General features: G+C 72.2%; 21 protein-coding genes and 1 pseudogene. 10 read left to right on the top strand and 12 right to left on the bottom strand.

Features of this window, described 5'->3' with window-relative positions; translation table 11 throughout:
• Positions 1-157: 157 nt before the first annotated feature.
• The gene (locus ACFPFQ_RS47935; RefSeq protein WP_379630002.1) at positions 158-2,128 is read left to right on the top strand and encodes an alpha-1,4-glucan--maltose-1-phosphate maltosyltransferase; all 1,971 of its coding nucleotides are present in this window, start codon (positions 158-160) and stop codon (positions 2,126-2,128) included.
• Between the two features lie 710 nt (positions 2,129-2,838).
• Here the strand turns inward: ACFPFQ_RS47935 and ACFPFQ_RS47940 are convergent.
• From ACFPFQ_RS47940 to ACFPFQ_RS47955, 4 genes are all read right to left on the bottom strand, one after another.
• Entirely contained in the window at positions 2,839-3,279 is a 441-nt protein-coding gene (locus ACFPFQ_RS47940) for a hypothetical protein (RefSeq protein WP_379630003.1), read from the bottom strand.
• A gap of 122 nt (positions 3,280-3,401) precedes the next feature.
• Positions 3,402-5,522, bottom strand: coding sequence for a phage holin family protein (locus ACFPFQ_RS47945; RefSeq protein WP_379630004.1), 2,121 nt, complete (start codon positions 5,520-5,522; stop codon positions 3,402-3,404).
• Positions 5,519-6,115, bottom strand: coding sequence for a DedA family protein (locus tag ACFPFQ_RS47950; RefSeq protein WP_379630031.1), 597 nt, complete (start codon positions 6,113-6,115; stop codon positions 5,519-5,521). Before ACFPFQ_RS47950 ends, ACFPFQ_RS47945 begins: the two co-directional genes overlap by 4 nt.
• 11 nt (positions 6,116-6,126) lie before the next feature.
• Positions 6,127-6,939 (bottom strand): MBL fold metallo-hydrolase, encoded by an 813-nt coding sequence (locus ACFPFQ_RS47955; RefSeq protein WP_379630005.1) that lies wholly within the window; start codon positions 6,937-6,939, stop codon positions 6,127-6,129.
• Between the two features lie 253 nt (positions 6,940-7,192).
• Between ACFPFQ_RS47955 and treS the strand changes: the two genes are divergently transcribed.
• From treS to glgB, 3 genes and pseudogenes are all read left to right on the top strand, one after another.
• Complete coding sequence (gene treS, locus ACFPFQ_RS47960) at positions 7,193-8,944, top strand: maltose alpha-D-glucosyltransferase (RefSeq protein WP_379630006.1); 1,752 nt, start codon at positions 7,193-7,195, stop codon at positions 8,942-8,944.
• Complete coding sequence (locus ACFPFQ_RS47965; RefSeq protein ID WP_379630007.1) at positions 8,941-10,338, top strand: maltokinase N-terminal cap-like domain-containing protein; 1,398 nt, start codon at positions 8,941-8,943, stop codon at positions 10,336-10,338. The genes treS and ACFPFQ_RS47965 overlap by 4 nt, the downstream gene beginning before the upstream one ends.
• Before the next feature lie 381 nt (positions 10,339-10,719).
• A pseudogene (gene glgB / locus ACFPFQ_RS47970) lies at positions 10,720-12,909 on the top strand (1,4-alpha-glucan branching protein GlgB); the annotation flags it as partial.
• Positions 12,910-13,352: 443 nt separating this feature from the next.
• On the opposite strand, the gene ACFPFQ_RS47975 reads toward glgB, so the two are convergent.
• A complete protein-coding gene (locus ACFPFQ_RS47975) occupies positions 13,353-14,633 on the bottom strand; it encodes a glycosyltransferase family 87 protein (protein ID WP_379630008.1) in 1,281 nt (426 codons plus the stop codon).
• Positions 14,634-14,711: 78 nt separating this feature from the next.
• Here ACFPFQ_RS47975 and ACFPFQ_RS47980 point away from each other — a divergent pair, with 78 nt between their 5' ends.
• Positions 14,712-16,100: a neutral zinc metallopeptidase gene (locus ACFPFQ_RS47980; RefSeq protein ID WP_379630009.1), complete on the top strand. Its 1,389-nt coding sequence runs from the start codon at positions 14,712-14,714 to the stop codon at positions 16,098-16,100.
• 15 nt (positions 16,101-16,115) lie between these two features.
• On the opposite strand, the gene ACFPFQ_RS47985 is transcribed toward ACFPFQ_RS47980, so the two are convergent.
• Positions 16,116-17,021: a tetratricopeptide repeat protein gene (locus ACFPFQ_RS47985; RefSeq protein WP_379630010.1), complete on the bottom strand. Its 906-nt coding sequence runs from the start codon at positions 17,019-17,021 to the stop codon at positions 16,116-16,118.
• A gap of 176 nt (positions 17,022-17,197) precedes the next feature.
• Between ACFPFQ_RS47985 and ACFPFQ_RS47990 the strand changes: the two genes are divergently transcribed.
• The gene (locus ACFPFQ_RS47990) at positions 17,198-18,436 is read left to right on the top strand and encodes an alpha/beta fold hydrolase (protein WP_379630011.1); all 1,239 of its coding nucleotides are present in this window, start codon (positions 17,198-17,200) and stop codon (positions 18,434-18,436) included.
• A gap of 5 nt (positions 18,437-18,441) precedes the next feature.
• On the opposite strand, the gene ACFPFQ_RS47995 is transcribed toward ACFPFQ_RS47990, so the two are convergent.
• Positions 18,442-19,047 carry a DUF4190 domain-containing protein gene (locus ACFPFQ_RS47995; protein WP_379630012.1) on the bottom strand — a complete coding sequence of 202 codons (606 nt, stop codon included), beginning with the start codon at positions 19,045-19,047 and terminating at the stop codon, positions 18,442-18,444.
• A 58-nt stretch (positions 19,048-19,105) separates the two neighbouring features.
• Complete coding sequence (locus ACFPFQ_RS48000; protein WP_379630013.1) at positions 19,106-19,987, bottom strand: SCO6745 family protein; 882 nt, start codon at positions 19,985-19,987, stop codon at positions 19,106-19,108.
• A 240-nt stretch (positions 19,988-20,227) separates the two neighbouring features.
• Between ACFPFQ_RS48000 and ACFPFQ_RS48005 the strand changes: the two genes are divergently transcribed.
• Complete coding sequence (locus ACFPFQ_RS48005; RefSeq protein WP_379630014.1) at positions 20,228-20,521, top strand: hypothetical protein; 294 nt, start codon at positions 20,228-20,230, stop codon at positions 20,519-20,521.
• Positions 20,522-20,641: 120 nt separating this feature from the next.
• Here the strand turns inward: ACFPFQ_RS48005 and ACFPFQ_RS48010 are convergent, their stop codons facing one another.
• Both ACFPFQ_RS48010 and ACFPFQ_RS48015 read right to left on the bottom strand, forming a co-directional pair.
• Positions 20,642-21,397, bottom strand: a complete 756-nt coding sequence (locus ACFPFQ_RS48010; RefSeq protein WP_379630015.1) for an alpha/beta fold hydrolase — start codon at positions 21,395-21,397, stop codon at positions 20,642-20,644.
• A 3-nt stretch (positions 21,398-21,400) separates the two neighbouring features.
• Positions 21,401-21,700, bottom strand: a complete 300-nt coding sequence (locus tag ACFPFQ_RS48015) for an MTH1187 family thiamine-binding protein (RefSeq protein WP_379630016.1) — start codon at positions 21,698-21,700, stop codon at positions 21,401-21,403.
• A gap of 69 nt (positions 21,701-21,769) precedes the next feature.
• Between ACFPFQ_RS48015 and ACFPFQ_RS48020 the strand changes: the two genes are divergently transcribed.
• Positions 21,770-22,273: a MarR family winged helix-turn-helix transcriptional regulator gene (locus tag ACFPFQ_RS48020; protein WP_379630017.1), complete on the top strand. Its 504-nt coding sequence runs from the start codon at positions 21,770-21,772 to the stop codon at positions 22,271-22,273.
• Between the two features lie 305 nt (positions 22,274-22,578).
• The gene (locus tag ACFPFQ_RS48025; RefSeq protein ID WP_379630018.1) at positions 22,579-23,739 is read left to right on the top strand and encodes a hypothetical protein; all 1,161 of its coding nucleotides are present in this window, start codon (positions 22,579-22,581) and stop codon (positions 23,737-23,739) included.
• Positions 23,740-23,761: 22 nt separating this feature from the next.
• On the opposite strand, the gene meaB is transcribed toward ACFPFQ_RS48025, so the two are convergent.
• Together meaB and ACFPFQ_RS48035 are read right to left on the bottom strand one after the other, a co-directional pair.
• Entirely contained in the window at positions 23,762-24,736 is a 975-nt protein-coding gene (gene meaB, locus ACFPFQ_RS48030) for a methylmalonyl Co-A mutase-associated GTPase MeaB (protein WP_379630019.1), read from the bottom strand.
• Between the two features lie 9 nt (positions 24,737-24,745).
• On the bottom strand, positions 24,746-25,939 hold the full coding sequence (locus ACFPFQ_RS48035) for an acetyl-CoA C-acetyltransferase (protein ID WP_379630020.1): 1,194 nt from the start codon (positions 25,937-25,939) through the stop codon (positions 24,746-24,748).
• Positions 25,940-26,080: 141 nt separating this feature from the next.
• Between ACFPFQ_RS48035 and mce the strand changes: the two genes are divergently transcribed.
• Complete coding sequence (gene mce, locus ACFPFQ_RS48040) at positions 26,081-26,527, top strand: methylmalonyl-CoA epimerase (RefSeq protein WP_379630021.1); 447 nt, start codon at positions 26,081-26,083, stop codon at positions 26,525-26,527.
• Positions 26,528-26,561: the final 34 nt, after the last annotated feature.

Here is a 26,561-nt window from a genome sequence, read left to right on the forward strand (position 1 = left end):
CGACCGGGTGGATGCTTGCAGACCCGACCGGGTCGGAGGAGTCTCGTAACGATCACGTGAACGCCCGGCGACGGCGCGCCACCCGTTCCGATCGTGGCGAAAGCGGGTAGGTAGGTTTGTGACATACGCGACGGGTGCCGCTGATGGGGGTGTGCCGATGACAGGTCGGTTGGGAATCGACGACGTCAGCCCCGCGGTCGGCGCGGGCCGCTATCCGGGCAAGGCCGTGGTCGGTGAGGTCGTCCCCGTCGTCGCCACGGTGTGGCGCGAGGGCCACGACGCCGTCGCCGCCAACGTCGTGTGGAAGCGCATCGGCAGCCGCGAGCCCGCCCAGCACATCCGGATGACCTCCGCGGGCCCGGAGACCGACCGGTTCGAGGCGATCGTCGTCGCCGACGAGCCGGGACTGTGGTCGTTCCGGGTCGACGCGTGGAGCGACCCGTGGGCCACCTGGCGCCACAACGTCACCGTCAAGATCGACGCCGGGCAGGACGCCGCCGAGGTCGCCAACGACCTCGAAGCCGGCGCCCGGCTGCTGCAGCGCGTGGGCCGCCGTCCCGCCGAGCGCGCCCACCGCGATCTCCTCTTCGGCGCCGCCAACGCGCTGCGCGACACCGCGATGCCGCTGCGTTCGCGCGTCGCCCCGGCGCTGTTCCCGGCCGTCGAGGCGATCATGTCGGAGCGCCCGGTTCGCGAGCTCATCACCCGCGGGCGCCCGCAGCAGGTCTACGTCGACCGCACCCGCGCGCTCTTCGGCTCCTGGTACGAGTACTTCCCGCGCTCCACCGGCGGCCGCGACGAGACCGGCCGCGCCGTGCACGGCTCGTTCGTCACCGCGGCCAAGGAGCTCGACCGCGTCGCCGCCATGGGCTTCGACGTGGTCTACCTGCCGCCGATCCACCCGGTCGGCACCAAGCACCGCAAGGGGCGCAACAACAACGTCAACGCCGGCCCCGGCGACGTCGGTTCGCCGTGGGCGATCGGGTCGGCCGAGGGCGGCCACGACGCCATCGACCCCGAGCTGGGCACGCTGGAGGACTTCGACGCGTTCGTGCAGCGCGCAGGCGACCTCGGCATGGAGGTGGCACTCGACTTCGCGCTGCAGTGCGCGCCCGATCACCCGTGGGTCACCGAGCACCCGGAGTGGTTCACCCACCGCGCCGACGGCAGCATCGCCTACGCCGAGAACCCGCCCAAGAAGTACCAGGACATCTACCCGATCAACTTCGACAACGACCCCGCCGGGATCTACGCGGAGTCGCTGCGGGTCCTGCTGCACTGGGTCGAGCACGGCGTCAAGATCTTCCGGGTCGACAACCCGCACACCAAGCCGCCGAACTTCTGGCACTGGGTGATCTGGCAGGTCAAGGCCCGCCATCCCGAGGTGCTGTTCCTCGCCGAGGCGTTCACGCGTCCGGCCCGGCTGTTCGGGCTCGCCCGGCTCGGGTTCACCCAGTCCTACACGTACTTCACCTGGCGCAACACCAGGGCGGAGCTCACCGAGTTCGCCCTCATGCACGCCGGGCGGTCCGACGAGTGCCGGCCCAACCTGTTCGTCAACACCCCGGACATCCTCCCGGAGCACCTGCAGACCGGCGGTCCGGCGATGTTCGCCATCCGGGCCACGCTGGCCTCCACGATGGCGCCCACGTGGGGCGTCTACTCGGGCTTCGAGCTCTACGAGGGCACCCCGGTCAAGCCGGGCAGCGAGGAGTACAACAACTCCGAGAAGTACGAGCTGAGCCCGCGCGACTTCGCCGCTGCGGCCGCCAGGGGCGAGTCGCTGGAGCCGTACCTGACCAGGCTCAACGAGATCCGCCGCGCCCACCCGGCACTGCAGCAGCTGCGTGACATCACGTTCCACAACGTCGACAACGAGGCGATCATCGCCTACTCGAAGACCGACAAGCTCACGGGCGACACCGTGCTCGTGATCTGCACCCTCGACCCCTTCGAGGCGCAGCAGGGCACCACGTCCCTGGACATGGCGGCACTCGGACTGGACTGGAACGACCGGGTCACGGTCCACGACGAGGTCAGCGACGAGACGTGGGAATGGGGCCAGTTCAACTACGTGCGACTGGAGCCCTGGAACCACGTGGCCCACATCCTGCGCCTGGAGCGCTAGGTCGCCCGGCGTCACCCGCATTGCAGGAAGTCCGTCATGGCCTGCGGCCGCCATGAACGATGAGAATCGGCGCTGTCGGGTGCGGTGGGGCAATGTGCCCCGGCTTCAGGGCGCCCTCGCCGGGCCGGCAGATCAACAGGAGGCGGGTCGTGCCCACCCGGCGTGCACAAGCCGCACCCCACGGTCCCCGCGACAGCGCTGTGGCGCAGTTCGCGCGGGATCAGGCTCCGGGAGCGCTGGAGGGCCCGACATGGGTCCAGCGGTGCGATTCGATGATCAACGCCTACTGGTTCGGTGTTGACCATGAGCCAGTGGGCGTTGATCACAGCGTTCGCTGCCGAGCGCGCACTGGCTCATGATCGAACCGGAACCTGTGGGCGTTGATCACTCGACCGGCGCGCGGCCGGCTGTCGCGTTGCAGGAAAGCCACTTTCCCGCAACGACATGGCAGGAAAGTGGCTTTCCTGCAACGGGGCCGGCGCGGGGCGTCGGGTGCGCTTCCCATAGGTCCCGCTGGTAGGCCGCGTGCGGATGGGGATTCTCCTGACAGCCACTTTGCCGCAAGATCCATGCGGCAAGGTGGCCTTCCTGCAATCTCCGGGCGGGGTGCGGGGGCGGCATCGGGGCGGCGGGCCCCACCGCGCCAACCCAGCAGCCACCGCGCCGACGTCCCGGCATCGGTGCCGTGACCAACCGGTCGGCGCGGCCGGCTAGCCGATGTCGGGGCCGTACCCCGACTGGCAGTTGAGGATGTGCGCGCCGGTATCGGCGTCGATCATGACGGTGGAGACACCTCTTGGCGGCGAGAAGTTCCGCGGTACCCGGCCACGCGGCACCACCGTGGTGCCGCGATAGGTGAAGACCCATGCCGGCCGATCCACGAGCCGATCCGGGTGCCGGATGCCTTGCGCGAAGTCGCCCGTGGTCACCAGCCGCAGTTCCACCTCCGGTGTACCCTCCCAGAGCCCGTCCACCAAGCGCATCGCCTCGGCCATCGGCAGTGCCGGCATGACGTCAGCCGAGGCAGGCGACGTGCGCACCCCGAAGGACACGTACACGTGCTCCCCCGGCGCGGGTGGAGCCGGCTGCCAGGCCGGACGGAGCTTGGCGGCCAGCATCGCGGCGACCTCGGCCTCGGACTCGCCCGACATCGCGCTCCTCCTCCGCCGGTCCGATCCCGCGCCGTACACCGAGCGTAAGCCCCACCGCGCCAACCAAGCAGCCACCGCGCCCACGTCCCGACATCGGCGCAGTGGCCAACTGGTGGGCGCCGTCAGCTCGCGGCCGTGTGCGCCACCGCACCGGGATCGGGCTCCGGCGCCGGATGCCCCAGGTGCGTCAGCCAGCCGCGCAGCACCTGGTGCAGAGCCTCTGCCCCCACCACCTCGCCGGGACCCGGCAGGTCGGACGGGTGGAGCAGGAAGCCGCGCGACTGCGCCCCGCCCATCCCGCCGTGCGATCCGACGTGGGGCTCGAACGGCGACGCATCGTCGGTCGCGGCGCTGTAGGCGCTGTTGATCATGATATCGGGGCAGTGCGGGAACGTGTCGACCCGGCGGATCAGGTCGGCGGCGTGCGGCCCGTACGCGGCGAGCGGGTCCGCACCGAGCACCGTGTCGGTGGCGAGCCTGCGCAGACCGTCGCGGCCCAGCACCACTGCCCCGTACTCGGCGCTGCGCACCAGCAGGAACCCGACGCCGGGGTGGTCGACGAGCCCGGGCAGCAGGTCCGGGAACTCCCGCTCGATCGTCTCGAAGTCGACGCGGCCGACGTGCTCGGTCAGCGACACCATCGCGACGTGCCCGGACCCGAGCACCACGACGCCCGGGGCGGCGCGCGCCACCTTGCCGGGGCTGCCCTCTGCGGTGCGAGGACGATCGGGCGCCATCCCGGACCGCTCGACCCTGGCCCGCAGCCGACCCGCGATCAGGCCGGTCGACGCCGCCTCGGCGAGCGCGGCGCCGACCTGCCAACCCGCGGCGGGGCGACGTTGCGAGGCCTTCTCCTCCCGCCGGTCCGAGCCCGGCTGCGGCGCCCCGCACAGCCTGCCGACCAACTCCTCGACCGACTCCCCGAAGCGGTCGGCGAACGCCCAGCCCTGCGTCTGGCCGTGGTCGGACAGGGCGACGATCCGGTAGCGCCGGGGGGCGAGCTGGGTCGCCCGGTGCAGCCTGCCGATCTGCTGGTCGATCCCGCGCAGCACCGCGAGCACGTCGAACCGCTCCACGCCGGAGTGGTGGGCGACCTCGTCGTAGCCGAGGAAGTCGGCGAACACGCAGGCCCGCCCCTCCAGCATGTCCTCGAGGATCGCCGACACGACGACGTCGCGGACGATCACCGTGGTGGCGGCCCGGGCGAACGGATAGAAGCCGCCGCGGTTCACCCGCGGCCGCACCCCGGCCCGGCGCTGCCGCGTCGACGCCGAGATCTCCCGGAGGACGTCGACGAGTGCCCCCGCGAAGGTGCGCAGGAAGTTCACCGGGTTCGCGAAGTACGCGTAGTAGCCGGTGCCGACCCGGTCGTGGCCGTGCCGGCGACGGTTGCGCCCGGTGAGCAGCGGGACGGCGCTCATCGTCAGGCTGACGTGCGGCGCGTCGCCGGTGAAGAGGCTGCCGCGCGCCGCCCCGTCGACGGCGAGCAGGCCGCACCCGCCGGAATGGCGCCGCTCGATCTCGGCGGCGTCCTCGGGGTGCCCGCAGTACATGACGTGGTCGCGGTCCTTCTCGTACCAGCGGAAACCCAGGATGTCGTCGTTGCTGCCGTGCAGCAGGCCGCACACGCTGGCGCCGGTTTGCGAGCTCCAGTCCGTGTGCCACTCGGTCAGCACGTGGCTGCCCTCGGCGAGCCAGTTGGCGAAGGTGGGCATGTCGCCGTCGCGGACCGCGCGCCGCAGCGTGTCCAACCCCAACCCGTCGACCTGCAGGAACAGCACCCCGGGTGGCCGGTCGTCGTGACCGTCGGGGCCTGCGCGGCGGGCGGCGCGCCGGAAGAAGATCTCGTCCTCGTCGATGGCGAGCAGGCTGCTCACCACGGCCGCGACGATCGACATCCCGACCGTCACCACGACGGCGGTGCCGAGATCGGCGATGACCACACCCGGGACGGCGAACGAGATCGCGAGCATCCCCGCGCCCAGCACGAGGTAGGAGCCGAGCCCGAGGGTGAACAGGGCGACGGGCAGCGCGATCCTCAGCAGCAATGGCCACACCACGGCGCTGAGCAGCCCGAACAGCAGCGCCACCACCGTCGGCTGCCAGAACTGCGGCATCGAGAACCCGGCCAGCCACGCATCGAGCAGGCGCAGCGCGACGACCGTGAGCACCCACACCAGCAACACGCGTGCCAGCACGCGACCGCCGCGCAGCAACCGTCCTCCCCCGCGTTGCTCCCTCATCGGGCCGCCCCCGACACCTCGGCCTTGCGGCGGGCCCGCCATCGCGACACGAGCGCCGTGACGGCTCCGACCAGCAACACGAGTGCGGCGGCGATCAGCGAGGCGACCAGCGGGTTGTCGAACAGGCCGCCGCTGACGACCCCGAGCACCGCGTAGGCACCCGCCCACAGCACGCACGCGGCCGCGGTGGCGGGCACCAGCCGGCGCCACGGGTACTCCAGTGCACCCGCGGCGAGCAGGACCGGGATGCGCCCGGCCGGCACGAGGCGACCGATCACGATCAACTGCCAGCCGCGCGTCCCGAACTGCGCGCGCACCGAATCGAGCCGCTCGGGCAGCTGCCCCCGCGCCACCCAGCGCACGGCCGCCGCGCTCCCGGCCCGCGCGACGGCGAACGTCACGAGGTCACCGACCAGCGCGGCCGCGGCGGCCAGCGCGATCACGAACGGCAGCCACAGGTGATCGGTGGTCATGGCGATAGCGGCGGCGGCGCCCACGACGGCGCCGGTGGGCACCACCGGGACGATCGAGCCGACGAGCACACCGATGCCCAGCGCCGGGTACCCGATGGCGGCGGGGTCGGCCCAGTCGATGCCGAACAGGGTCACGGTCGGGCCTCCCCGAGGCTCGCCGGCAGCGCGACGCGCTCACCGGGCTCGGTGACGAGCACCCGGACCGGCCGACCGGCCGCGTTCACGGCGGCGGCGAACGTGCGCGGCGGCTCGACCAGCAACGACCGCATGCGCGCGCCCGGTCCACCCGGGACACCGGTGAGCCCGGCAAGCGCCAGCGTCCCCCAGTGCACCGGCACCGCCATCCGCGGCGCCAGCAGGCCCACGGCGGCCGCGGCCCGGGCCGGGTCCAGGTGCCCCGGCCCCAGCGTCGGACCCCAGCCCCACACCGGTAACAGCGCGACGTCCAGTGGTGGGAGCTCGCGCATGCCGTCGAACAGGTCGGTGTCGCCCGCGCTGTACACCCGCGCCTGCGGGCTCTCGATGAGGTGCCCCATCGCACGGGCCTGCGGGCCGCGCGTGGAGCGCGGGCCCCAGCGGTGCCCGCTGTGGGTGGCCGGGAGTCCGACGACGCGCAGGTCGCCGTCGACGAACTCCTCGCCGGGCGCCAACTCCTCGACCCGCTCGATCCCCCGCGACCGCAACCAGGCACCGGCCCCGCGCGGCACGACGACGCGCGGGCGGCCGCGCAGCAACCGCAGCGACGGCAGGTGCAGGTGGTCCCCGTGCAGGTGGGAGAGCAGGACGACGTCGGCGTCGGCCCAGGCCGACGGTGCCGGTGACGGGCCGGTCCGGCGCAGCGGCCCGACCCGGGCGGTGAGGACGGGGTCGGTCAGCACCACGCGTCCGGCCAGCTCCAACCGCACGGTGGAGTGCCCGAGGAACCGCATCTCCAACCCGTTCACCGGTGCAGTATCCCGTCTGCCAGAACCGTCGAGAACGCGGTTGCTGCGATCATCGAGGCCTGTTGATCACAGCAGGTACGTTCTCGACGGGGTCACCCGCGACACGTCCCGGCGGTGCTCGACGTCACGCCCCGGGCAGCTACCCTTTGCCCGGTCACTCCGCCACGTCCTGCAAGCCGGCGCTCCGCCCGGTAAGACTGGCCGGGTGCCGCCTCCTTCGCCCATCCACGCCCGGTAGGAACGCGATACCCCCATGTCGATCGACACCTCGGCTGCGGCCGCCTCCAATGCCGCCGACGACCAGCTCGCCGAGAACTCCGCGGAGGACTACATCCATGCGCGGACCCTCGACGTCGACCACGACTGGTTCAAGCGGGCCGTCTTCTACGAGGTTCTGGTCAGAGCCTTCTCCGACTCCAACCGCGACGGCACCGGCGACCTGCGCGGGCTGACCGAGAAGCTGGACTACATCCAGTGGCTCGGCGTCGACTGCCTCTGGCTGCCGCCGTTCTACGACTCGCCGCTGCGCGACGGCGGCTACGACATCCGCGACTTCCGCACCGTGCTGCCGGAGTTCGGCACGGTCGACGACTTCGTCACGCTGCTCGACGAGGCCCACAAGCGCGGCATCCGGGTCATCACCGACCTCGTGATGAACCACACCTCCGACACGCACCCGTGGTTCGAGGAGTCGCGCCGCAACCCCGAGGGGCCCTACGGCGACTTCTACATGTGGGAGGACGACGACTCGCGCTACCCGGAGGCGCGCATCATCTTCGTCGACACCGAGCAGTCGAACTGGACCTACGACCCGGTGCGCGGCCAGTTCTACTGGCACCGGTTCTTCTCCCACCAGCCCGACCTGAACTACGACAACCCGGCCGTGCAGGAGGCCATGCTCGACGTCCTGCGCTTCTGGCTGGACCTGGGCATCGACGGCTTCCGGCTCGACGCCGTGCCGTACCTGTTCGCCCGGGACGGCACCAACTGCGAGAACCTCCCCGAGACGCACGCGTTCCTCAAGCGCACCCGCAAGGTGATGGAGGACGAGTACCCGGGCCGCGTCATGCTCGCCGAGGCCAATCAGTGGCCCGCCGACGTCGTCGAGTACTTCGGCGACGCCGAGGTGGGCGGCGACGAGTGCCAGATGGCGTTCCACTTCCCGCTGATGCCGCGCATCTTCATGGCTGTCCGCCGGGAGAACCGGTTCCCGATCTCGGAGATCCTGGCCCAGACCCCGCCCATCCCCTCGGGCGCGCAGTGGGGCATCTTCCTGCGCAACCACGACGAGCTCACGCTCGAGATGGTCACCGACGAAGAGCGCGACTACATGTACGCGGAGTACGCCAAGGACCCGCGGATGAAGGCCAACATCGGCATCCGCCGCCGGCTGGCCCCGCTGCTGGAGAACGACCGCAACCAGCTGGAGCTGTTCACCGCGCTGCTGCTGTCGCTGCCCGGATCGCCGGTCCTGTACTACGGCGACGAGATCGGGATGGGCGACAACATCTGGCAGGGCGACCGCGACGCGGTGCGCAGCCCGATGCAGTGGACGCCCGACCGCAACGCCGGGTTCTCCACGGCCGACCCGGGCCGGCTGTACCTCCCGCTGATCATGGACCCGCTGTACGGGTACCAGGCCGTCAACGTCGAGGCGCAGTCCAACTCCACCACGTCGCTGCTGCACTGGAACCGGCACATGATCGAGATCCGGAAGCGCCACCAGGCGTTCGGGCTCGGCGAGTACAGCGAGCTCGGCGGCACCAACCCGTCGGTGCTGGCCTACGTCCGCACCCACGAGGACGACGTCGTGCTCTGCGTCAACAACATGTCACGGTTCCCGCAGCCCGTTGAGCTGGACCTTTCGCCGTGGCAGGGTCGTGCACCCCACGAGCTGACCGGCGGGGTCCCGTTCCCGAAGATCGGCGAGCTCCCCTACCTGCTGACGCTGCCGGGGCACGGCTTCTACTGGTTCTCGATCACTCCGGCGGAGGAGACTGCATGACCCTGGTCGAGGAGCTTCCCCAGCTGCTGCCCGAGTGGCTGCCCCAGCAGCGGTGGTTCGCCGCGAAGGGGCGGCCGGTCCGTTCGGTGGCCATCGCGTCGAGCACTCCGTTGCTCACCGAAGGGGATCCGCTGCTCGATGCGGTCCTGCTCGCCGTCACGTTCGACGACGACTCGCCCGTCCAGCACTACCAGCTGCTCGTCGCGCGGGCCGAGTCCCCGCGCGGCGAGCTGGAGCACGCCACGTTCGGCCACGTCGACGGGCTCGTCGCCTACGACGGGCTGTGGGATCCGCGCGTCACCGAATGGCTGCTGGAGTCGATCCGCAGTGGCCGGACGGTCGACGACATCCGGTTCGTGCCCGAGCCCGGCGCCGAGATCGCCGAGGGCGCACCGGGCCGGGTGCTGGGCGTGGAGCAGTCCAACACGTCGGTGTCCTGGGGCGAGCAGTCCATCCTCAAGGTCTTCCGCAGGATCCTGCCGGGCGTCAACCCGGACCTGGAGCTGCATCGGGCGCTGCGCGCGGTGGGCAGCAACGAGGTCGCCGCGCTGCAGGGCGCCGTGGAAGGGGTGCTCGACGGGCAGCCCGTGACACTCGGGATGCTGCAGGACTTCGCCGCCAACTCCGCAGACGGCTGGGCCATGGCGCTCGCGAGCGTCCGCGACCTGCTGGCCGAGGGCGACCTGCGGGCCGATGAGGTCGGCGGCGACTTCGCGGCGGAGGCGTCGCGGCTGGGTGAGACGATCGGTGTCGTGCACGCCGAGCTGCGCGAGGCGCTGGGCACCGGCACGCTGTCGGCGGCCGAGCTCGTCGGCACCTGGCGCGAGCGCCTCGCGTCCGCGGCCGACCAGGTGCCCGCGCTCGCCGAGCACCTGCCCGCCATCGGCGCCGTCTACGACGAGGTGGCGCAGCTCGGTGCGGAGGTGCCGGCCCAGCGCGTGCACGGCGACCTGCACCTCGGACAGACCCTGCGCACCCCCTACGGCTGGCTGGTCATCGACTTCGAGGGGGAGCCGGCGAGCGCGCTGGCCGACCGGGTGCGTCCCGACTCGGCGCTGCGTGACGTCGCCGGCATGCTGCGCTCGTTCGACTACGCGGCCTACCACCAGCTCTCGCAGTGGGAACCGGCCAGCGACTGGACCCACGCCGAGCACGACTCGCAGATGATGTGGCGCGCCAACGAGTGGGCGGAGCGCAACCGCTCGGCGTTCTGCGACGGGTACGCGCTGCGCGCGGGCGCCGATCCGCGTGAGCAGATCGTGCTGCTGCGGGCGTTCGAGCTGGACAAGGCCGTCTACGAGGTGGTCTACGAGACCCGCAGCCGTCCGAGCTGGGCTCCTATCCCGCTGGCGTCGATCAAGCGGCTGGTGGCGGGGGCGGGCTCGGCGCGCTGAGCGCACCGGCCTGCTCGCGCCCGCGGCGAGGGCGAGCTCTGCGGCGGGTGCTGGTGGAGGTGATCGCGGCTCGGCGTTGCAGGTGGTAGCTCGCCGGCCCTGTTGCGCGGGCTCATGGAACCATGTGGCTGTCCCGGCGCCCCGCGCAGCAGCCTCATGGAACCATCTGGCTGCTCACGCACCCCGCGCTCCATCCACATGGAACCCTGTGGCTGCCACTCACTCCGGTGCGGCCGCCACAGCCCGCCAACATGCGGCAATTCCGCCCCACGGCGCCTATGCACACCAAGAGCGACCGGATCGTTGCAGCCAGGTTCGGCGATGCAGCGGGTTGGGCAATAGGGTGCCCAGGTGGATCGCGAGGACAACCTGACCCAGACGATCGACGACGCCGTCGACCCCTTCCCGCCCGACCAGCGTTCGATCGCCAGACTGCTCGGGGGCGCGCACCCCGACCCGCACTCGGTGCTGGGCGCGCACCCGCACGACAACGGCATGGTGGTGCGCGTGCTGCGCCCGCACGCCGACGAGGTGCATGTCGTTCGCGAGGGCGGTGAAGGCCACCCGCTGGTCAAGGTGCACGACGCCGGGCTGTTCTCGGGCGTCGTGCCCGGGCCGCCCGCCGACTACCGCCTCGCCGTGCGCTACGCCGACCGCGTCGACATCGTGGACGACCCCTACCGCTGGTTGCCGACGCTCGGCGAGGTGGACCTGCACCTGATCGGCGAGGGCCGCCACGAGCGGCTGTGGGACGTGCTCGGCGCCAACCTGCGCCGCTACGACACCCCGGCCGGACCGGTCACCGGCATCAGCTTCGCGGTGTGGGCGCCCACGGCCCGTGGCGTTCGCGTCACCGGCGACTTCGACGGCTGGAGCGGCTGGGCGCACCCGATGCGGTCGCTGGGCAGCTCCGGGATCTGGGAGCTGTTCGTCCCCGGCATCGAGCCGGGCACCCGCTACAAGTTCCGCATCCTCGGCGCCGACGGCCGCTGGCGGGACAAGGCCGACCCGATGGCCTTCCGCACCGAGATCCCCCCTGCCACGGCATCGGTCGTCGACGTCCCCACCCACGAATGGGCCGACGGCGAGTGGATGACGGCCCGCGCGCAGCGCCAGGCCCACGCCGAGCCGATGAGCATCTACGAGATGCACCTCGGGTCGTGGCGCCAGGGACTGAGCTACCGGGAGATCGCCGCGCAGCTCGTCGACTACCTCGACGAGACCGGTTTCACCCACGTCGAGCTGCTGCCCGTGGCCGAGCACCCGTTCGGCGGCTCGTGGGGCTACCAGGTCACGTCGTACTTCGCGCCGACGTCACGGTTCGGCACGCCCGACGACTTCCGCTGGTTCGTCGACCACCTGCACCAGCACGGTTACGGCGTCATCGTCGACTGGGTGCCTGCGCACTTCCCGCGTGACGAGTGGGCGCTGGCCCGCTTCGACGGCAACCCGCTCTACGAGCACGCCGACCCGCGCCGCGGCGAGCAGCCCGACTGGGGCACGCTCGTGTTCGACTTCGGGCGGCCCGAGGTGCGCAACTTCCTCGTCGCCAACGCCCTCTACTGGCTCGAGTCGTTCCACATCGACGGGCTGCGCGTCGACGCGGTGGCCTCGATGCTCTACCTCGACTACTCGCGGCCGGAAGGCCAGTGGCTGCCCAACATCCACGGTGGACGCGAGAACCTCGACGCCGTGGCGTTCCTGCAGGAGATGAACGCCACCGTCTACCGCGAGCACCCCGGCGCCATCACGATCGCGGAGGAGTCCACGGCCTGGTCGGGGGTCTCGCGCCCGACGCACCTTGGCGGGCTCGGTTTCGGGTTCAAGTGGAACATGGGCTGGATGCACGACACGCTCGACTACACCGGGCGCGACCCGATCTACCGCGGCTACCACCACAACCAGATGACGTTCTCGCTGATGTACGCCTACACCGAGAACTTCGTGCTGCCGCTGTCGCACGACGAGGTCGTGCACGGCAAGGGTTCACTGTGGACCCGCGCGCCCGGCGACGCCTGGAACAAGGCGGCGGGCGTGCGCGCGCTGCTGGCGTACATGTGGGCGCACCCGGGCAAGCAACTGCTGTTCCAGGGTGGTGAGTTCGGCCAGGAACGGGAGTGGTCGGAGGCGCGGTCGCTGGACTGGCACCTGCTCGAGGATCCGCTGCACGCCGGCATCAAGAACATGGTCGGGGACCTCAACCGCGCCTATCGCGCGCATTCGGCGCTGTGGTCGCGCGACGTCTCACCCGACGGGTTCTCCTGGATCGACGCCAACGACGCTTCCGGCAACGTGCTGAGCTTCCTGCGCCACGGCGTCGACGCCGACGGCAAGACCACCGTGCTCGCGTGCGTCGCCAACTTCTCCGGCACGCCCAAGCCCGACTACCGCATCGGGTTGCCGTTCGCCGGCCGCTGGCGGGAGGTGCTCAACACCGACGCCGAGTACTACGGCGGCTCGGGTGTCGGCAACCTCGGCGCTGTCGAGGCCGACCAGAGGGTGTGGCACGGACGCCCCGCCTCCGCGGTGCTGCAGCTGCCCCCCTCTGGGGTGCTGTGGCTGGTTCCCGAGCCGTTCGAGGGTGCCGTTCGCCGTAGCGAGCTGGCGGCTGCCGCCGCACCGGATCCTACTGTTGCGGGGTCCGCCGACGATGCTCCCGTGGTCAATGGCGCTGTGGTCGACGGCGCGGCTGCGGTCGACGACGAGAGCATCGCCGCACCGGACACCGAGGTCGCCGAGCCCGCTGCGGTCGCTGCCGATATCGACGAATCCGATGTCGATCTCTTCGAGCCGCCCGCCACCCCGGTGGAGCCGGCAGCGGCCGAGGACGACGAGGACGCTGCGCTGACGGCGTCGGTGACTGCCGTCCAGGCCGTTGTGGACGACGACGAGCTCGCCGCACCCGAAGCCCCGGTGTCGGCCTACGGGGCGGGACCCGTGGCGCCCCGGTGGGGCAATCCCGGCCCGCACGTCCAGCCGGAGCCGCAACCTGCCGTGCCGGCGCTACCCGGACCTCAGGATGCGGACGCGCCGGCCTCACCGGCGGAGCCCGCGACCACCGCGGAGCCTGCTGCCACCGAGGAGCCTGCCACCGAGGGTTCGGCGCCCGTGGTGGACGACCCGGACGAGCCCGGCAAGGGCAGCGCCGAACCGCGCACCAGCACCACCCAGTAACCGACGAGGATCGCGCAGTAGAGCGACCGCGCCACGGCGGCAGCCACGCCGTGGGGCGGCCACTCCGCGTTCCAGGACACCGGGATGATCGCCACCGCGAGTGCGACGGCCGTGATCGGAGCACGGCCGAGCACGATCAGGAGCATGACGCCGGGCCACAGCAGCATCAGGTAGTTGTGCCACGCGATGGGCGAGAGCAGCAGGCTGGCGGCGAGCACGGCCCATGGTGCCGTCCCGGCCGCACCGACGCGGTCGCGGTGCTTGCCGAACCACCAGAGCGTGCCGACGAGCACCGCGACGCCCAGCACCATCCCGACCACCGACGGCACTCCGAACCGGACGGCGAGCCCGGGTAGCGAGGCGTTGTCGACGGAGTCGGGCACACCCTCGGAGAAGGCGATGCGCAACCAGCCCCACGCGCTGGAGGGTCCCGCCCCGAGCACCCCGACCACCGTGGCGACCACGGCGCCGGCGATGCCGGCCCGGAACGACGTCCACTGCCGCTGGGCCGCCGGGAGCAGCAGCAGCGGGGCCAGTGATGGCTTGAGGGCCACCACGACGCCGTAGAGCACGGCCCCCAGCACCGGATGGCCGCGGCGCTGCGCGATCCAGCCGGCAACGAGCCCGACCAGCAGCAGCGGGTAGATCTGGCCGAGCACCAGCGTGCCGTGCAGCGGGGAGGACGCGAGCACGGCCAGCAGGACGAGCACCGTGACCAAGGGACGCAGCCGCAGCTCGCGGGCCACGGCGATCAGCGCAGCGACGACCATGAGCAGCGTCAGCGCCGCCCAGATCCGGTAGGCCGTGACCACGTCCAGCGCCGCGAACGGTGCGAGCAGCACCGAGAGCAGCGGCGGGTTGAGGTTGTGCAGCTTGGCCGGCGTCTCGTAGATGTCGGTGCCGTGGACGAGCGCGACGGCCGAGTTCCAGAAGGTGTCGAAGTCGACGTGGAGCTCGTGCATGTCGGTGGACGGCAGGAACGTCACCAGCGCATCGGGATGGCGCACGGTCAGCACCACGGCAGCCACGAGTGAGGCGAGCACGAGCACGCCGGCCACCGCCCAGCGCCATCGCTGGGACACGCCGGGGGCGATCGACTGCACTTCCGATACCGGTGACACGGCTCCCGACGCTATCCGTACCCGTCGGATCGCTCCGAACCGCTCCCCCGACACCATCGGTGGGGGCATGATGACGCGGTGCGACTGCGCCGGGGTGCCGTGCCGGTGCTGGCGCTCGCCGTGGTGCTGGTGGCCGGTACCGCGTGCGCCACCACCGTGCCCGGACGTGCCTCCGCGATCACCGGGGAGCTCGCCGCCCCCGTGCCGGCTCCGGCCGCCGTCGCGGTGGCCACCGGTCCGGCGGGCGCCGTCACCGGGGCGATCACGGCCGAGCTGCAGCGGTTCTGGCGCGCGACCTTCCCGGCCGCGTTCGGCAGGCCGTGGCGCGACATCGCGCAGTTCGTGCCCGTGCCCACCCGTGACGCCACCGAGCCGCCCCCGCCGTGCGTCGGGCGCGCTGCCGACCTCGACGGCCAGGCGTTCTACTGCCCCGCGGCCGACGCGGTGGTCTGGGACGCCGACGGCCTGCTGCCCGACCTGCAGCGCGACTACGGTCCCGCCGGACCGATCGTGGTGCTGTCCCACGAGGTGGGCCACGCGGTGCAGACCCGGCTGGGCGTCGACGAGGCGCAGGTCAAGGACCCCGCGCGGTACCCGACGATCCTGCTGGAGGCGATGGCCGACTGCGACGCGGGCGTCGCGCTGGCCAACCTGATGCAGCATCCGGTGGCCGGGCTGCCGTTCGGGCCTGCCGAACGCGACGCGGCGCTGGCCGCACTGGTCGGGTTCCGGGATCCGCTGGGTGTGGAGGCGAACGACCAGAGCGCGCACGGCAATGCGTTCGACCGCGTCTCGGCGTTCCAGGACGGCTTCTCCGGCGACGCGAACCGATGCGCGGCGATGAGCCTGGACAACCAGCGCTTCACCCAGCGCCACTTCGGATCGGCCGCCGACCAGGCCCGCAAGGGCAACCTGTCGATGCCCACCCTGCTCGCCGCCGTCGAGGCCGACGCGCGCACCTGGTTCGGCTCCGTCGGCGCGGCCCGATCGCCCGGATGGACCGCACCACTGCTGCGCCCGTCACCGACAGGGGCCTGTCCGAAAGGCCAGCTGACGGCGCAGGGACCGGCCTCGTTCTGCCCCGTCGACGGCTCGGTGGCCGTGGACCCGGCGACGCTGGCGCCGGTGCACGACAAGCTCGGCGACTACGCCGACGCCGTACTCGTGGCGAGCCGCTACGGCCTGGCCGTGCTCGCCGCCGACGGCAAGCGCACCACCGGATCGGTTGCCGGCGACGCCGCCACCTGCATGGCCGGGGCGTACACCGGGCGGCTCATCGATCCGAACGGCGGCTTCGCGCTCTCACCGGGCGATCTGGACGAGGCCGTGCAGGTGCTGCTCGCCGACGACTGGGCAGCGCGCGACGCCCGTGGCGACACCGAAGCCGACGAGCGCGGCTACGACCGCGTGGCGCAGTTCCGCTCGGGGCTGCTCGGCGGGCCGGAGAGCTGCTTCCCGCCCGCCTGAGCAGCCGCGATGGGCTCAGTACAGGGCGCGCGCGAGTGCGCGGCGCGATGCCATGACCCGCGGGTCGTCCACCGGGAAGAGCTCGAAGAGCCCCACCAGGTGCTCGCGGACACGGTCGCGGTCGGTGCCGTACACCCGGCCCGCCGTGGCGACGAGCCGAGCGAACGAGGCCTCCACCTGGTCGGTGGCCACCTCGGCGTCGGCAGCGGCCAGCTGCGCGTCGACGTCGTCGGGTGCCGCGTCCGCGCGGGCGATGGCAGTGGGGTCGACGTTCTCGGCCCTGGCGAGGAACCGCACCTGCGCCAACGCGGCCGCGGCCTGCTCATTGGCCGGCTCGACAGCGAGGATCTGCTGGTAGGCAGCTTCGGCGGCCTCATAGTCGCCGGCCTCGAGCGCATCCTCGGCCGCCGTGAAGCGCGGGTCGTCGGGCTCCTCCTCCGGCTCGGGCGCGCCACCAGCGCCCTTCTCGGCCTCGGCGATGGCCGGCATCCGCTCGCGCAACTGGTCGAGCAGCGCGCTGATCCACTGCCGCACCTGCGGCTCCGGAAGCGCGCCGTTGAACGCGTCGACGGGCTGCCCGCCGACGACGGCGACGACCATCGGGATGGACTGCACACCGAAGGCCTGCGAGATCCGCGGGTTGGCGTCGACGTCGACCTTCGCGAGGATCCAGGCCCCGTTGGCCGCCGTGGCGAGGCGTTCGAGCACGGGCGAGAGCTGCTTGCACGGGCCGCACCAGGTGGCCCACAGGTCCACCACGACGGGGACCTGCAGCGAGCGCTCCAGCACGTCGGTCTGGAACGTCTGTTCGGTGACGTCGATGACGAACGCACTGGCGTTCGCGGCGGCGGTGGTGGCCTGCGGGCGGGCGGCGGCCTCGGAACGGGCCTTCAGGGCGGCGAGGTCGACCGCGCCTGCCATCGAGGATGACAAGGCAGACGTCTGGGCAGCCGTCTGGGCGCGGGCGCGCGGATCTGGTCGAGACACGCTGTTCATCCTGGCACGGATGCACCCGGCGGCGTGCCCGGGCCGGGTGTGCGGAGGTGCGCTGGACCACCCGGGTGACCCGTCGCGGTGGGGGAGGCAGAGTGGGCGCCATGTCGTTGCGCACCCACACCCATGGGCTCGTCCTGACCGAGCACACGTTCGACGTCCCGCTCGACCACGCCGTGCCCGGGGGCGAGCAGATCTCGGTGTTCGCCAGGGAGGTGGCCGATCCGGGTGGGACGGATCGACCGTTCCTCGTCTTCCTGCAGGGCGGGCCCGGCCACGAAGCCGCGCGACCGACGCGCTTCCCGTCGGCGCCAGGATGGCTGGAGCGGGCGCTGCAGGACTACCGGGTACTACTGCTCGACCAGCGCGGCACCGGCCGGTCCACCCCGGTCGGCACGCTGCCCGGGATGACGCCGCAGCAGCAGGCCGAGTACCTGACCCACTTCCGGGCCGACGCGATCGTGGCCGATGCCGAGCACATCCGTCGCAGCCTCGGCGTCGACCGCTGGAGCGTGCTGGGCCAGTCGTTCGGCGGCTTCACCACGCTGGCCTACCTCAGCACGGCGCCCGACGGGCTGCGCGAGGCGTTCTTCACCGGCGGGCTCCCGCCGATCGGACGCCACCCCGACGAGGTGTACGCGGCCACGTTCGACCGCATGCTCGAGCGCAACCGGCGCTACTTCGCGCGCTACCCCGGAGACCTGCCCCGGGTGCAGGACCTGCACGCCTGGCTCGCTGCCGAGGACGTCCGGCTCCCGAACGGCGACAGGCTGACGTCGCGTCGGTTGCGTCAGATCGGCAACATCCTCGGCACGAGCGACGGCTTCGAGCACCTGCACTACCTGCTGGAGCGGCCCTTCGACTCACCGGCGTTCCGGCACGACGCGCAGTCGATGGCCCCCTTCGACGGGCGCAACCCGCTCTACGCGGTGATCCACGAGTCGAGCTACGCCGACGGGCACGCCACCCGGTGGTCGGCCGAGCGCGTGCGGCCCGCCGCGTTCGCCGAGCGGCCGGAGCTGTTCACCGGCGAGCACGTGTTCCCCTGGATGTTCGACGAGTTCAGCGAGCTGGCGCCGTTGCGGGAAGCCGCGAACCTGCTCGCCGAGCACGAGTGGCCACGGCTCTACGACGCCGACGTCCTCGGCGGCAACGAGGTTCCCAGCGCGGCCGCGATCTACGCCGAGGACCTGTACGTGGAGCACGCGTTCTCGGTGGAGACCGCCGCGGCCGTCCGCGGGCTGCGCGGCTGGGTCACCAACGAGTACGAGCACAACGGGCTGCGCGCCGACGGCGGCCGGATCCTCGACCGGCTCATCGCCATGGCGCGCGGCCGGAGGTAGGCCGATCAGCGATAACGCGTGGCAGACAGCACTCCGCTGAAGATCAGGATCGCGGCGAGCACCCCGATCCCGATCCAGCCCAGGATGATGCCGGCCAGCGCCATGCCGTCACCGCCCTCACCCGTGCGCTTGATCTGCGCCCGCGCCGTGTAGCCGAGCACCAGTGCCAGCAGGCTGCCGATCCAGTAGACCCAGACGATGCCGAGGATCATCGCCGCGATCGCCATCCCGTTGGTGGCGCGCGGGACGGCCCAGGCGTAGGGCGGCGGCGCGGGGTAGCCCCATCCCGGCGGTGGCGCGCCGTACTGCTGCTGGGCGTAGGGCTGCTGGGCGTAGGGCTGCTGGCCGGGCGGCGGGGCCGGGAAGTAGGGCGCCGCCTGCTCCTGCGCCGGCAGGTTCTGGGTCGGGTAGGGGGCCGCCGGATAAGGGGCCGGGTAGGGGGCCGGATTCTGCGATGTCGGCTCCATGGGTACACCGAAGGGCGACGGCTGCTCGGCCTCCGCCGGACCACGGGCCGGTGTGATCGGCTCGCCGGTGATCGGATCCACCGACAACGGCTCCCATCCGTCCTGACCGGAGTGCGGCCAGGACGGTGGCGGTTCCTGCGTCATGTGCCCATTGTCCGCATGTGATCGTTCCGATGCCCACCCGCGGGACCGAAAGGTGATCTCAGGGTGTGGCGGCGACGAGCGGACGCATCCCCATCGGGTTGACGGTGTTGACGCCGTCGCCCGCGATGATCGCCCGGACCAGCGGGGCCACCAGCTCGACCAGCCGCTCGGCCCGGTCGGCGCCGATCGCGAGCCACGGGGCGTCGGCGAGCGCATCGGTGTGCGCCTCGACCTCGGCCCGCAGCGCGACACCGGCGGCCGTGAGCTGCCGGTCCTCGACCAGACCGCGCTCGGTGAGGCGGGAGACGGCCGCCTCCCACTCCGGTTCCGACCAGCCCCGGCGCTCCCGCAGCCAGGTGCCGTCCATGCCGTTGTCGGCGGCGAAGACCACCAGCGTCTCGACCGGGTCGAGCCCGGCCAGCAGCAGTGCGGCCACGTGCCCGTCGCCGCGCAGCTCCCGCAGGATCGTCTGCGCGTGCCACAGCTGCAGGTGCGGAGCCTCCGGCCAGTCGAGCGCCGCATTGGCCGCGCCGAGGGCCCGCCCGGAGGTGGGCGCGGCCGTCGCGGCCTCCCGCGCGATCTCGGCGGCCTCCGCGACGCCCGCCGATGTCAGCAGCTCCGCGCCCGCGAGCCGGTGCAGTGCCGCGTCCATCGCGCGGAGCCGGACCTCCAGGTACTGCTCGGGGCCGGCCAGCGCCCACACATCGGGCACCGCTCGGGCGACCAGCCCCAGCGAGAAGTTGTAGAACAGCGCCGTGATCAGTTCCGGGGGCGCGGCACCGAGCGGCGCGGCCCGCTGGGCGAAGTAGCTCATCCAGTAACCCTTGGTGCCCAGTTCCTCGCACGCCGCCTTCGGCTCCGGCGCGAAGTAGGTGACGGCATGCACCGGCTCGACCGCTCGCCACATCCGCCGGGCCCGGTGTTCCTGCACTGCGCTCATGCCTCAAAACAGTAGGACGTCCAACTACATTCGGCCAGCTTCAACCGATCCGGTGCTCTTCGGTGACAGCCCGCAGCCGTCGACGGCCCAGAGCGGCCAACCGCCCGGAATCGATCACCGAACTGGCGGAGCACCACTCGCGCACCCCATTCGTTGATGATGTGTGAGTGACGCGCCCGTTGCTCTCTGTAGACATTCACTCGGCCGCGTTTGCGGCATCCCTCACCCGAAGGAACCTGCATGAGCACGGAGAACACTGTCGCCGACCGCCTGCTCACCGACGCACGCAAGAAGACCGCGAAGCAGGAGAGCGCGGGCCTGGGCAAGATCGCGCTGACGGTCGGCGTGATCGCGCTCCTCGTCAGCCCGATCTCCATCCTCGGCTGGATCGTCGGGGCCGGTGCCATCGGCGTCGGCGGCGCTGCCGTCCGTCGCCCGGCCGCCGCCAAGATGGCCAAGATCGCCATCGCCCTCGGTGTGGTCGCGATCCTGGTCGGCGTCTTCTTCTTCACCCTGAACGTCGCCCACCGCTGAGCCGGCACCGCCGGGCCTGAGCCCCGGTCGACGATCGGAGCTCAACACCTCGGGGGGTCATCGCTGACGCGGTGGCCCCCCGAGGCGCGTCCGCCCCGTGCACGTCATGGGCTCCCCACCTCACCGTGTCGCGGCGCCGCTGACCTCCTCCACCACGGACTCGATCACCGCGGCCAGCTCGGCAGGCCGGGTGAGCATCGGGAAGTGACCGCCCGGCAGCTCCACCACCTGCGTGTTCGGCAACTCGGCCGCGCGGCTGCGGAGCCGGTCGGCCGAGACCACCTGGTCGCCCGCGCAGACGACGACCGTGGTGGGGATCCCCGGCCACTGCACGAGCGGGGTGACATCGCGGTGGAGATCCCACGCCTGCGGCCGCAGGCCGGTGATCGCCGCCGCCACCTCGGCCGCCGAGCTCTCCTCGGCGACGCCGCGGTAGAGCGTGGCGGGTGCGACCTCGACCGGCCACGAGGTGGTGCCGTCGTCGTGACGCACCTGACCGGGCCCGAACCCGGCAGCCATGATGTGCGGATCGGCCCGGCTCTGTTCGCGGAAGGACCGACCCGGTTCCGGGACGAGCGCCGCCACGAGCACCATCGCCGCGACCCGATCCGGCCCGAGCCGCTGGGCGACCACGGGCACGGTGAGCCCGCCGAGCGAGTGGCCCACCAGCACGACACGCTCCGGGGAATCCCGCGGGATCGCCGCCGCGATCGACTCCTCCACCGCCGCGGCGTGGTCGAGCAGCCCCGATCCGGGTCGGTCGCCGGGCAGGTCCATCGCCACCGCGTCGCGGCCGCGTTCGGCTAGCGCCTGCACGACCGGCGCCCATGACGATCCGGTGTGCCACGCACCGTGCACCAGTACGACGAGTGTCACGGGTCAGCCCTCCAATGCCTGTTCCACCCGCTCCACCTTCGACTGCAGCTGGCCGGTGAAACCGGGGCGGATATCGGCCTTGAGCACGAGGCTCACCCGCGGCGCGTGCGCCTGAACAGCCTCGACGGCGCGCTTCACGACGTCCATCGCCTCGTCCCAGCTCTCGGACTCGATGGTGGTGAACATGGAGGTGGTCTCGTTGGGCAGGCCCGACTCGCGGACCACCCGGACGGCGTCGGCCACGGCGTGGCTGACGCTGTCGGACGCGATCCCGGACGGAGCGACGCTGAAGGCGATGAGCATGAGCGACACACTGCCTCAGCACCCACGGTGGACGCGACTCCACGGGCGGCACTGCTAGCGTCGTGCTTCATGGTCTCCCGCAAGCCATTGCCGTTCGACCCGATCATGCGGGCGGCGGCGCTGTGGGACGAGCGGATCGGCCCGGCCCGCACGATGGCCGCCGTGACCAGCGTGATGCGCGTGCAGCAGATCCTGCTCTCCGCCGTGGACGGCGCGCTGCGCCCGCACGGCCTGACGTTCGCCCGGTACGAGGCACTGGTGCTGCTCACGTTCGCGCGCAGCGGCCGGCTGCCGATGCGGGTGATGGGTGAGCGCTTGCAGCTGCACCCGACGAGTGTGACCAACATCGTGGACCGCCTGCAGGCCGACGAGCTGGTGCGCCGCATCCCGCACCCCACCGACCGCCGGGCCACGCTGGTGGAGATCACCGAGGACGGATCGGCTCTCCTCGACGCGGCGACGAAGTCGGTGACCTCGATCGAGTTCGGGATGAGCGGGCTGACCCCGGACGAGGAGCTGCAGCTCACCGACCTGCTGGGCCGGGTGCGCCGTTCCGCGGGCGACTTCGACTGACCTCGCACGCTCACGACGGACCGCCATCGTCGGTGGGCCGCCCCGGCGGACCGCCGCGGTGCCCGCGCCCCTGCCCGCCCGGCCACCTGCGCATGGTGCGCCCCCGGGTGCCACGCGCCGCCGACCGGCGCCGCGATCGCTCGCGACGCGCCGCGCCGTAACCACCGACCGCGCCCGCGAGCGCTGCCGCCAGCGCGCACACCGAGCATGTCGTCAGATCCACTTCTGCCCCCGTCGATCCGGTGTTGACGCACTGTTGCGTCACCTCCGTTGACACTAGGTCCGGGCACCGACATTCTGGATCCATGACCGCTCCACCCACCCCGACATCGGCCGCCGGCGCCCTGCGATCGGCCCGCCTGATCAGGGCCATCTCCCAGTCCGATGCCGCTCGCGAGATCGCCGCGCTCGGCCACGGGCGAGAGGTGCCGGTGGCCGCGGCGGCCAGCCTGAAGACGCTGCTGTCGCGATGGGAGAACGGCCACGCGGTGCCGGAGCCGCAGTATCGGGAGCTGCTGTGCGAGCTCTACCAGCGCACCCCCGCCGAGCTGGGCTTCGCCGAGGAGGCTCCCGCCGCGGGCGGGCTCCGCGCCGGCATCGCGGCGGCGGCCGCCGTCGGCGACACCACGCTGGAGCTCTGGTGGGAGCAGCTCGCGGTGGCTCGCAGGCTCGACGACGAGCTCGGTGCGGCCGGGGCCGCCGGCGTGGTGCACGCACTGGTCGAGCAGCTCGCCACCACCCTCGTCCACACCGTCGCCGCGGAGCGACGTCCCGGCGTGGCGCGTGTGCTCGCCGCGGCCGCCGCGCTCGCGGGCCACCAGTCCCTCGACGGCGCCCACCACGAGCAGGCCTGGCTGCGGTTCGACCAGTCCCGCGCCGCCGCCACCGTCGCGGTGGCCCCCGCGGCGGAAGCCGAGGCCGCCACCGGCCTCGCCGCGGTGCTCGTCGACGCCGGCGAACCGCAGGCCGCGCTCACGCTGCTCGCCGCCGCACCACCCCCCGGGCCCGTGGCGCACATCCGATGGGAAGCGGCTCGCGGCACGGCGCAGGCCGCCATCGGCGATGCCGAGCGGTCGCGGGCGGCGTTCTCAGCGGCCGGGCTCGTCCTGCCGGGCGCGATCGAGGTGGGCGCGATCGAGGTGGTCGAGCCGCCCGCAACGCCCGTCGAGCTGGCAGATCTGCACCGCTGGCACGGCAGCGCGCTCGTGGCGATCGGGGATCACGAGGCCGGCGCCCGCCTGCTGGAGAGGTCGCTGGCGGCCCGACCGGCGTCGATCCGCCACCGCGCTGCGCTGCACACCGAGCTGGCCGTAGCGCTGCGGCGGTCCGATCCGGCTTCGGCGACGGGGCACCGGCGTGAGGCCAGGGAGCTGGCCACCCGGATCGGCGCGAAGCGCCTGGAGGCCCGCCTCACCGGGGCCGAGCGCCCACCCGCTCATGATCGAGAGGGAACCCGTGCGCGCTGATCATGCGGCAGCGGCGCCGACACTACGACCCGACATTGCCCGCCAACTCGTCGGCGGCCCGGTAGGGGTCCAGGTCGCCCGCCACCACCCGCTTTGCGAGGCCGGAGAGCCCACTGCTCCCACGCAGGTCACCGATGCGGGAGCGGATCCGGTCCAGCGTGATGGCCTCGATCTCCGCCTCGGCCCTGGCCAGCCGCCTGCGCTCACGCTCACCGCTGGAGTCGAGCCACGCCCGATGGGAGTCCAGCGCCGCCACGAGGTCGTCGATCCCCTCGCCGCGGGCCGCCACGGTGCGCACCACGGGCTTGCGCCAGACCTGCGGCCCGACACTCCCACCGAGCGCGAGCATGTGTGTGAGGTCGCGCACGGTCTGGGCGGCACCGTCACGGTCGGCCTTGTTCACCACGAAGACGTCGGCCACCTCGAGGATGCCGGCCTTGGCGGCCTGCACGCCGTCGCCCATGCCGGGGGCCAGCAGCACCACGGTGGTGTCGGCCAGCGCCACCACCTCCACCTCCGACTGCCCCACGCCCACGGTCTCGATCACCACCACCTCGCACCCGGCCGCGTCGAGCACCCGCAAGGCCTGCGGTGTCGACCAGGCCAACCCGCCGAGATGGCCGCGGGTGGCCATGGAACGGATGAAGACACCGTCGTCGGTGGCGTGCTCACCCATCCGCACGCGATCACCGAGCAGCGCGCCGCCGGAGAACGGCGACGACGGGTCCACGGCGAGCACGCCCACGCGCCGCCCCTGCGCGCGCAGCGCGCCCACCAGCGCCGATGTCGTGGTCGACTTGCCCACGCCGGGCGGCCCGGTCAAGCCCACCACGTGGGCCCGCCCGGCGTGTGGCGCGAGCGCAGCAGCCACCTCACGGAGCTGCTCCCGGCCGGCCGGGCCATCGCTCTCCACGAGCGACAGCAGCCGACCCACGGCGAGCGGCTCGCCGCGCCGGGCCCGTTCCACCAGGTCCGGTACGTCGAGCCGCCGTGCCATCGGTGCTGCTCAGCCCGCCGCCGGGACACGGAGGATCAGCGCGTCGCCCTGGCCGCCACCACCGCACAGCGCGGCGGCACCGACGCCACCACCGCGGCGCTGCAGCTCCAGCGCGAGGTGCAGCGCGAGCCGCGCCCCGGAAGAGCCGATGGGGTGTCCGAGCGCGATCGCGCCGCCGTTGGGGTTCACCTTCTCCGGGTCCACCCCGAGCTTGCGGGTGGACACCACGCCGACCGCCGCGAAGGCCTCGTTGATCTCGATCACGTCGAGGTCGGTGGGCGCGATGCCCTCCTTGGCACACGCCGCGGCAATGGCGTTGGCGGGCTGCTCGTGCAGGCTGGAGTCATCAGGGCCGGCCACCATGCCCTGGGCGCCGATCTCGGCGAGCCAGGTGAGCCCGAGCTCCTCCGCCTTCGCCTTGCTCATCACGATCACCGCGGTGGCACCGTCGGAGATCGGCGACGACGAGCCGGCCGTGATGGTGCCGTCGGCGGAGAACGCCGGCCGCAGCTTGCCGAGGCTCTCGGCCGTGGTCTCGGGACGGATGCCCTCGTCGCTGTCCACCACGATCGCGTCGCCCTTGCGCTGCGGCACGTGCACGGGGGTGATCTCGTCGGCGAAGATGCCGTTCGCCACGGCCCGGCCGGCGCGCTGGTGCGACCGCGCGGAGAACTCGTCCTGCTCAGCACGCGTCAGCTCGTAGCGGGCGTTGTGCTTCTCGGTGGACGAGCCCATGGAGACCTGGTCGAACGAGTCGTGCAGGCCGTCGTAGGCCATGTGGTCGAGCATCGTCACGTCGCCGTACTTGAAGCCGGAGCGCGACTTGGACAGCAGGTGCGGTGCCTGCGTCATCGACTCCTGGCCGCCCGCCACCACGATCTCGCACTCGCCCGCCCGGATGAGCTGGTCGGCCAGCGCGATCGCGTTCAGGCCGGAGAGGCAGACCTTGTTGATGGTGAGCGCGGGCACGTTCATCCCGATGCCGGCGGCCACGGCGGCCTGGCGGGCCGGGATCTGCCCGGCGCCTGCGGTCAGCACCTGTCCCATGATCACGTAGTCGACCTGCTCGGGCGCCACCCCGGCGCGCTCGAGCGCACCCTTGATGGCGATGCCGCCCAGCTGCGCCCCGGTGAAGTCCTTGAGCTGTCCCAGGAGCCGCCCCATCGGCGTGCGAGCTCCTGCAACGATGACGGATCCGGACACGTTTCCTCCAGCGACTGCGGTGGCGAGGGTTGCCCGACGATACCCGCCGGTAGGGGTCATGCTGCCGGGCTGAGACCCGATCGGCGTCGTGATACGTCGCACAACCCCATGTCAGCGCGGCCCGGGGTTAGATTCCCCGCCATGGGAGAACACACCGTCATCGGGATCGATCATGTCGGCATCGCCGTCGCCGATCTGGACGAGGCCATCGCCTGGTACGCCGCCACCTTCGGCATGGTGGCCACGCACACCGAGATCAACGAGGAGCAGGGCGTCCAGGAGGCGATGCTGTCGGTGCCGGGCGACACCGGCGCCGCGATCCAGCTGCTCGCACCGCTGCGCCCGGATTCCCCGATCGGCAAGTTCCTCGAGCGCAACGGGCCGGGAATCCAGCAGATGGCCTACCGCGTCGCCGACATCGACGCCACCTGCGCGGCGCTGCGCGCGCAGGGCCTGCGGCTGCTCTACGACGAGCCGCGCCGGGGCACCGCGGGCTCGCGGATCAACTTCCTGCATCCGAAGGACGCGGGCGGCGTTCTGGCAGAGCTGGTGGAGCCGGCGTCGAGCGGGTACCATACTGCGCAGTAACCTTCGGGATACCAAGCGCACCACGACTAGAGCC

It is taken from the genome of Pseudonocardia sp. GCM10023141, from assembly GCF_042653605.1.

Excerpts from the sequence above, each read along its gene's own strand:
- ACFPFQ_RS48020 (WP_379630017.1), top strand. The coding sequence starts at position 21,770 with ATGGTCTCCCGCAAGCCATTGCCGTTCGACCCGATCATGCGGGCGGCG.
- ACFPFQ_RS48000 (WP_379630013.1), bottom strand. The coding sequence starts at position 19,987 with ATGAGCGCAGTGCAGGAACACCGGGCCCGGCGGATGTGGCGAGCGGTC.
- treS (WP_379630006.1), top strand. The coding sequence starts at position 7,193 with ATGTCGATCGACACCTCGGCTGCGGCCGCCTCCAATGCCGCCGACGAC.
- ACFPFQ_RS48015 (WP_379630016.1), bottom strand. The coding sequence starts at position 21,700 with ATGCTCATCGCCTTCAGCGTCGCTCCGTCCGGGATCGCGTCCGACAGC.
- mce (WP_379630021.1), top strand. The coding sequence starts at position 26,081 with ATGGGAGAACACACCGTCATCGGGATCGATCATGTCGGCATCGCCGTC.
- ACFPFQ_RS47940 (WP_379630003.1), bottom strand. The coding sequence starts at position 3,279 with ATGTCGGGCGAGTCCGAGGCCGAGGTCGCCGCGATGCTGGCCGCCAAG.
- ACFPFQ_RS47995 (WP_379630012.1), bottom strand. The coding sequence starts at position 19,047 with ATGACGCAGGAACCGCCACCGTCCTGGCCGCACTCCGGTCAGGACGGA.
- meaB (WP_379630019.1), bottom strand. The coding sequence starts at position 24,736 with ATGGCACGGCGGCTCGACGTACCGGACCTGGTGGAACGGGCCCGGCGC.
- ACFPFQ_RS47935 (WP_379630002.1), top strand. The coding sequence starts at position 158 with ATGACAGGTCGGTTGGGAATCGACGACGTCAGCCCCGCGGTCGGCGCG.
- ACFPFQ_RS48005 (WP_379630014.1), top strand. The coding sequence starts at position 20,228 with ATGAGCACGGAGAACACTGTCGCCGACCGCCTGCTCACCGACGCACGC.
- ACFPFQ_RS47945 (WP_379630004.1), bottom strand. The coding sequence starts at position 5,522 with ATGAGGGAGCAACGCGGGGGAGGACGGTTGCTGCGCGGCGGTCGCGTG.
- ACFPFQ_RS47965 (WP_379630007.1), top strand. The coding sequence starts at position 8,941 with ATGACCCTGGTCGAGGAGCTTCCCCAGCTGCTGCCCGAGTGGCTGCCC.
- ACFPFQ_RS48025 (WP_379630018.1), top strand. The coding sequence starts at position 22,579 with ATGACCGCTCCACCCACCCCGACATCGGCCGCCGGCGCCCTGCGATCG.
- ACFPFQ_RS47990 (WP_379630011.1), top strand. The coding sequence starts at position 17,198 with ATGTCGTTGCGCACCCACACCCATGGGCTCGTCCTGACCGAGCACACG.
- ACFPFQ_RS47985 (WP_379630010.1), bottom strand. The coding sequence starts at position 17,021 with ATGGCAGGCGCGGTCGACCTCGCCGCCCTGAAGGCCCGTTCCGAGGCC.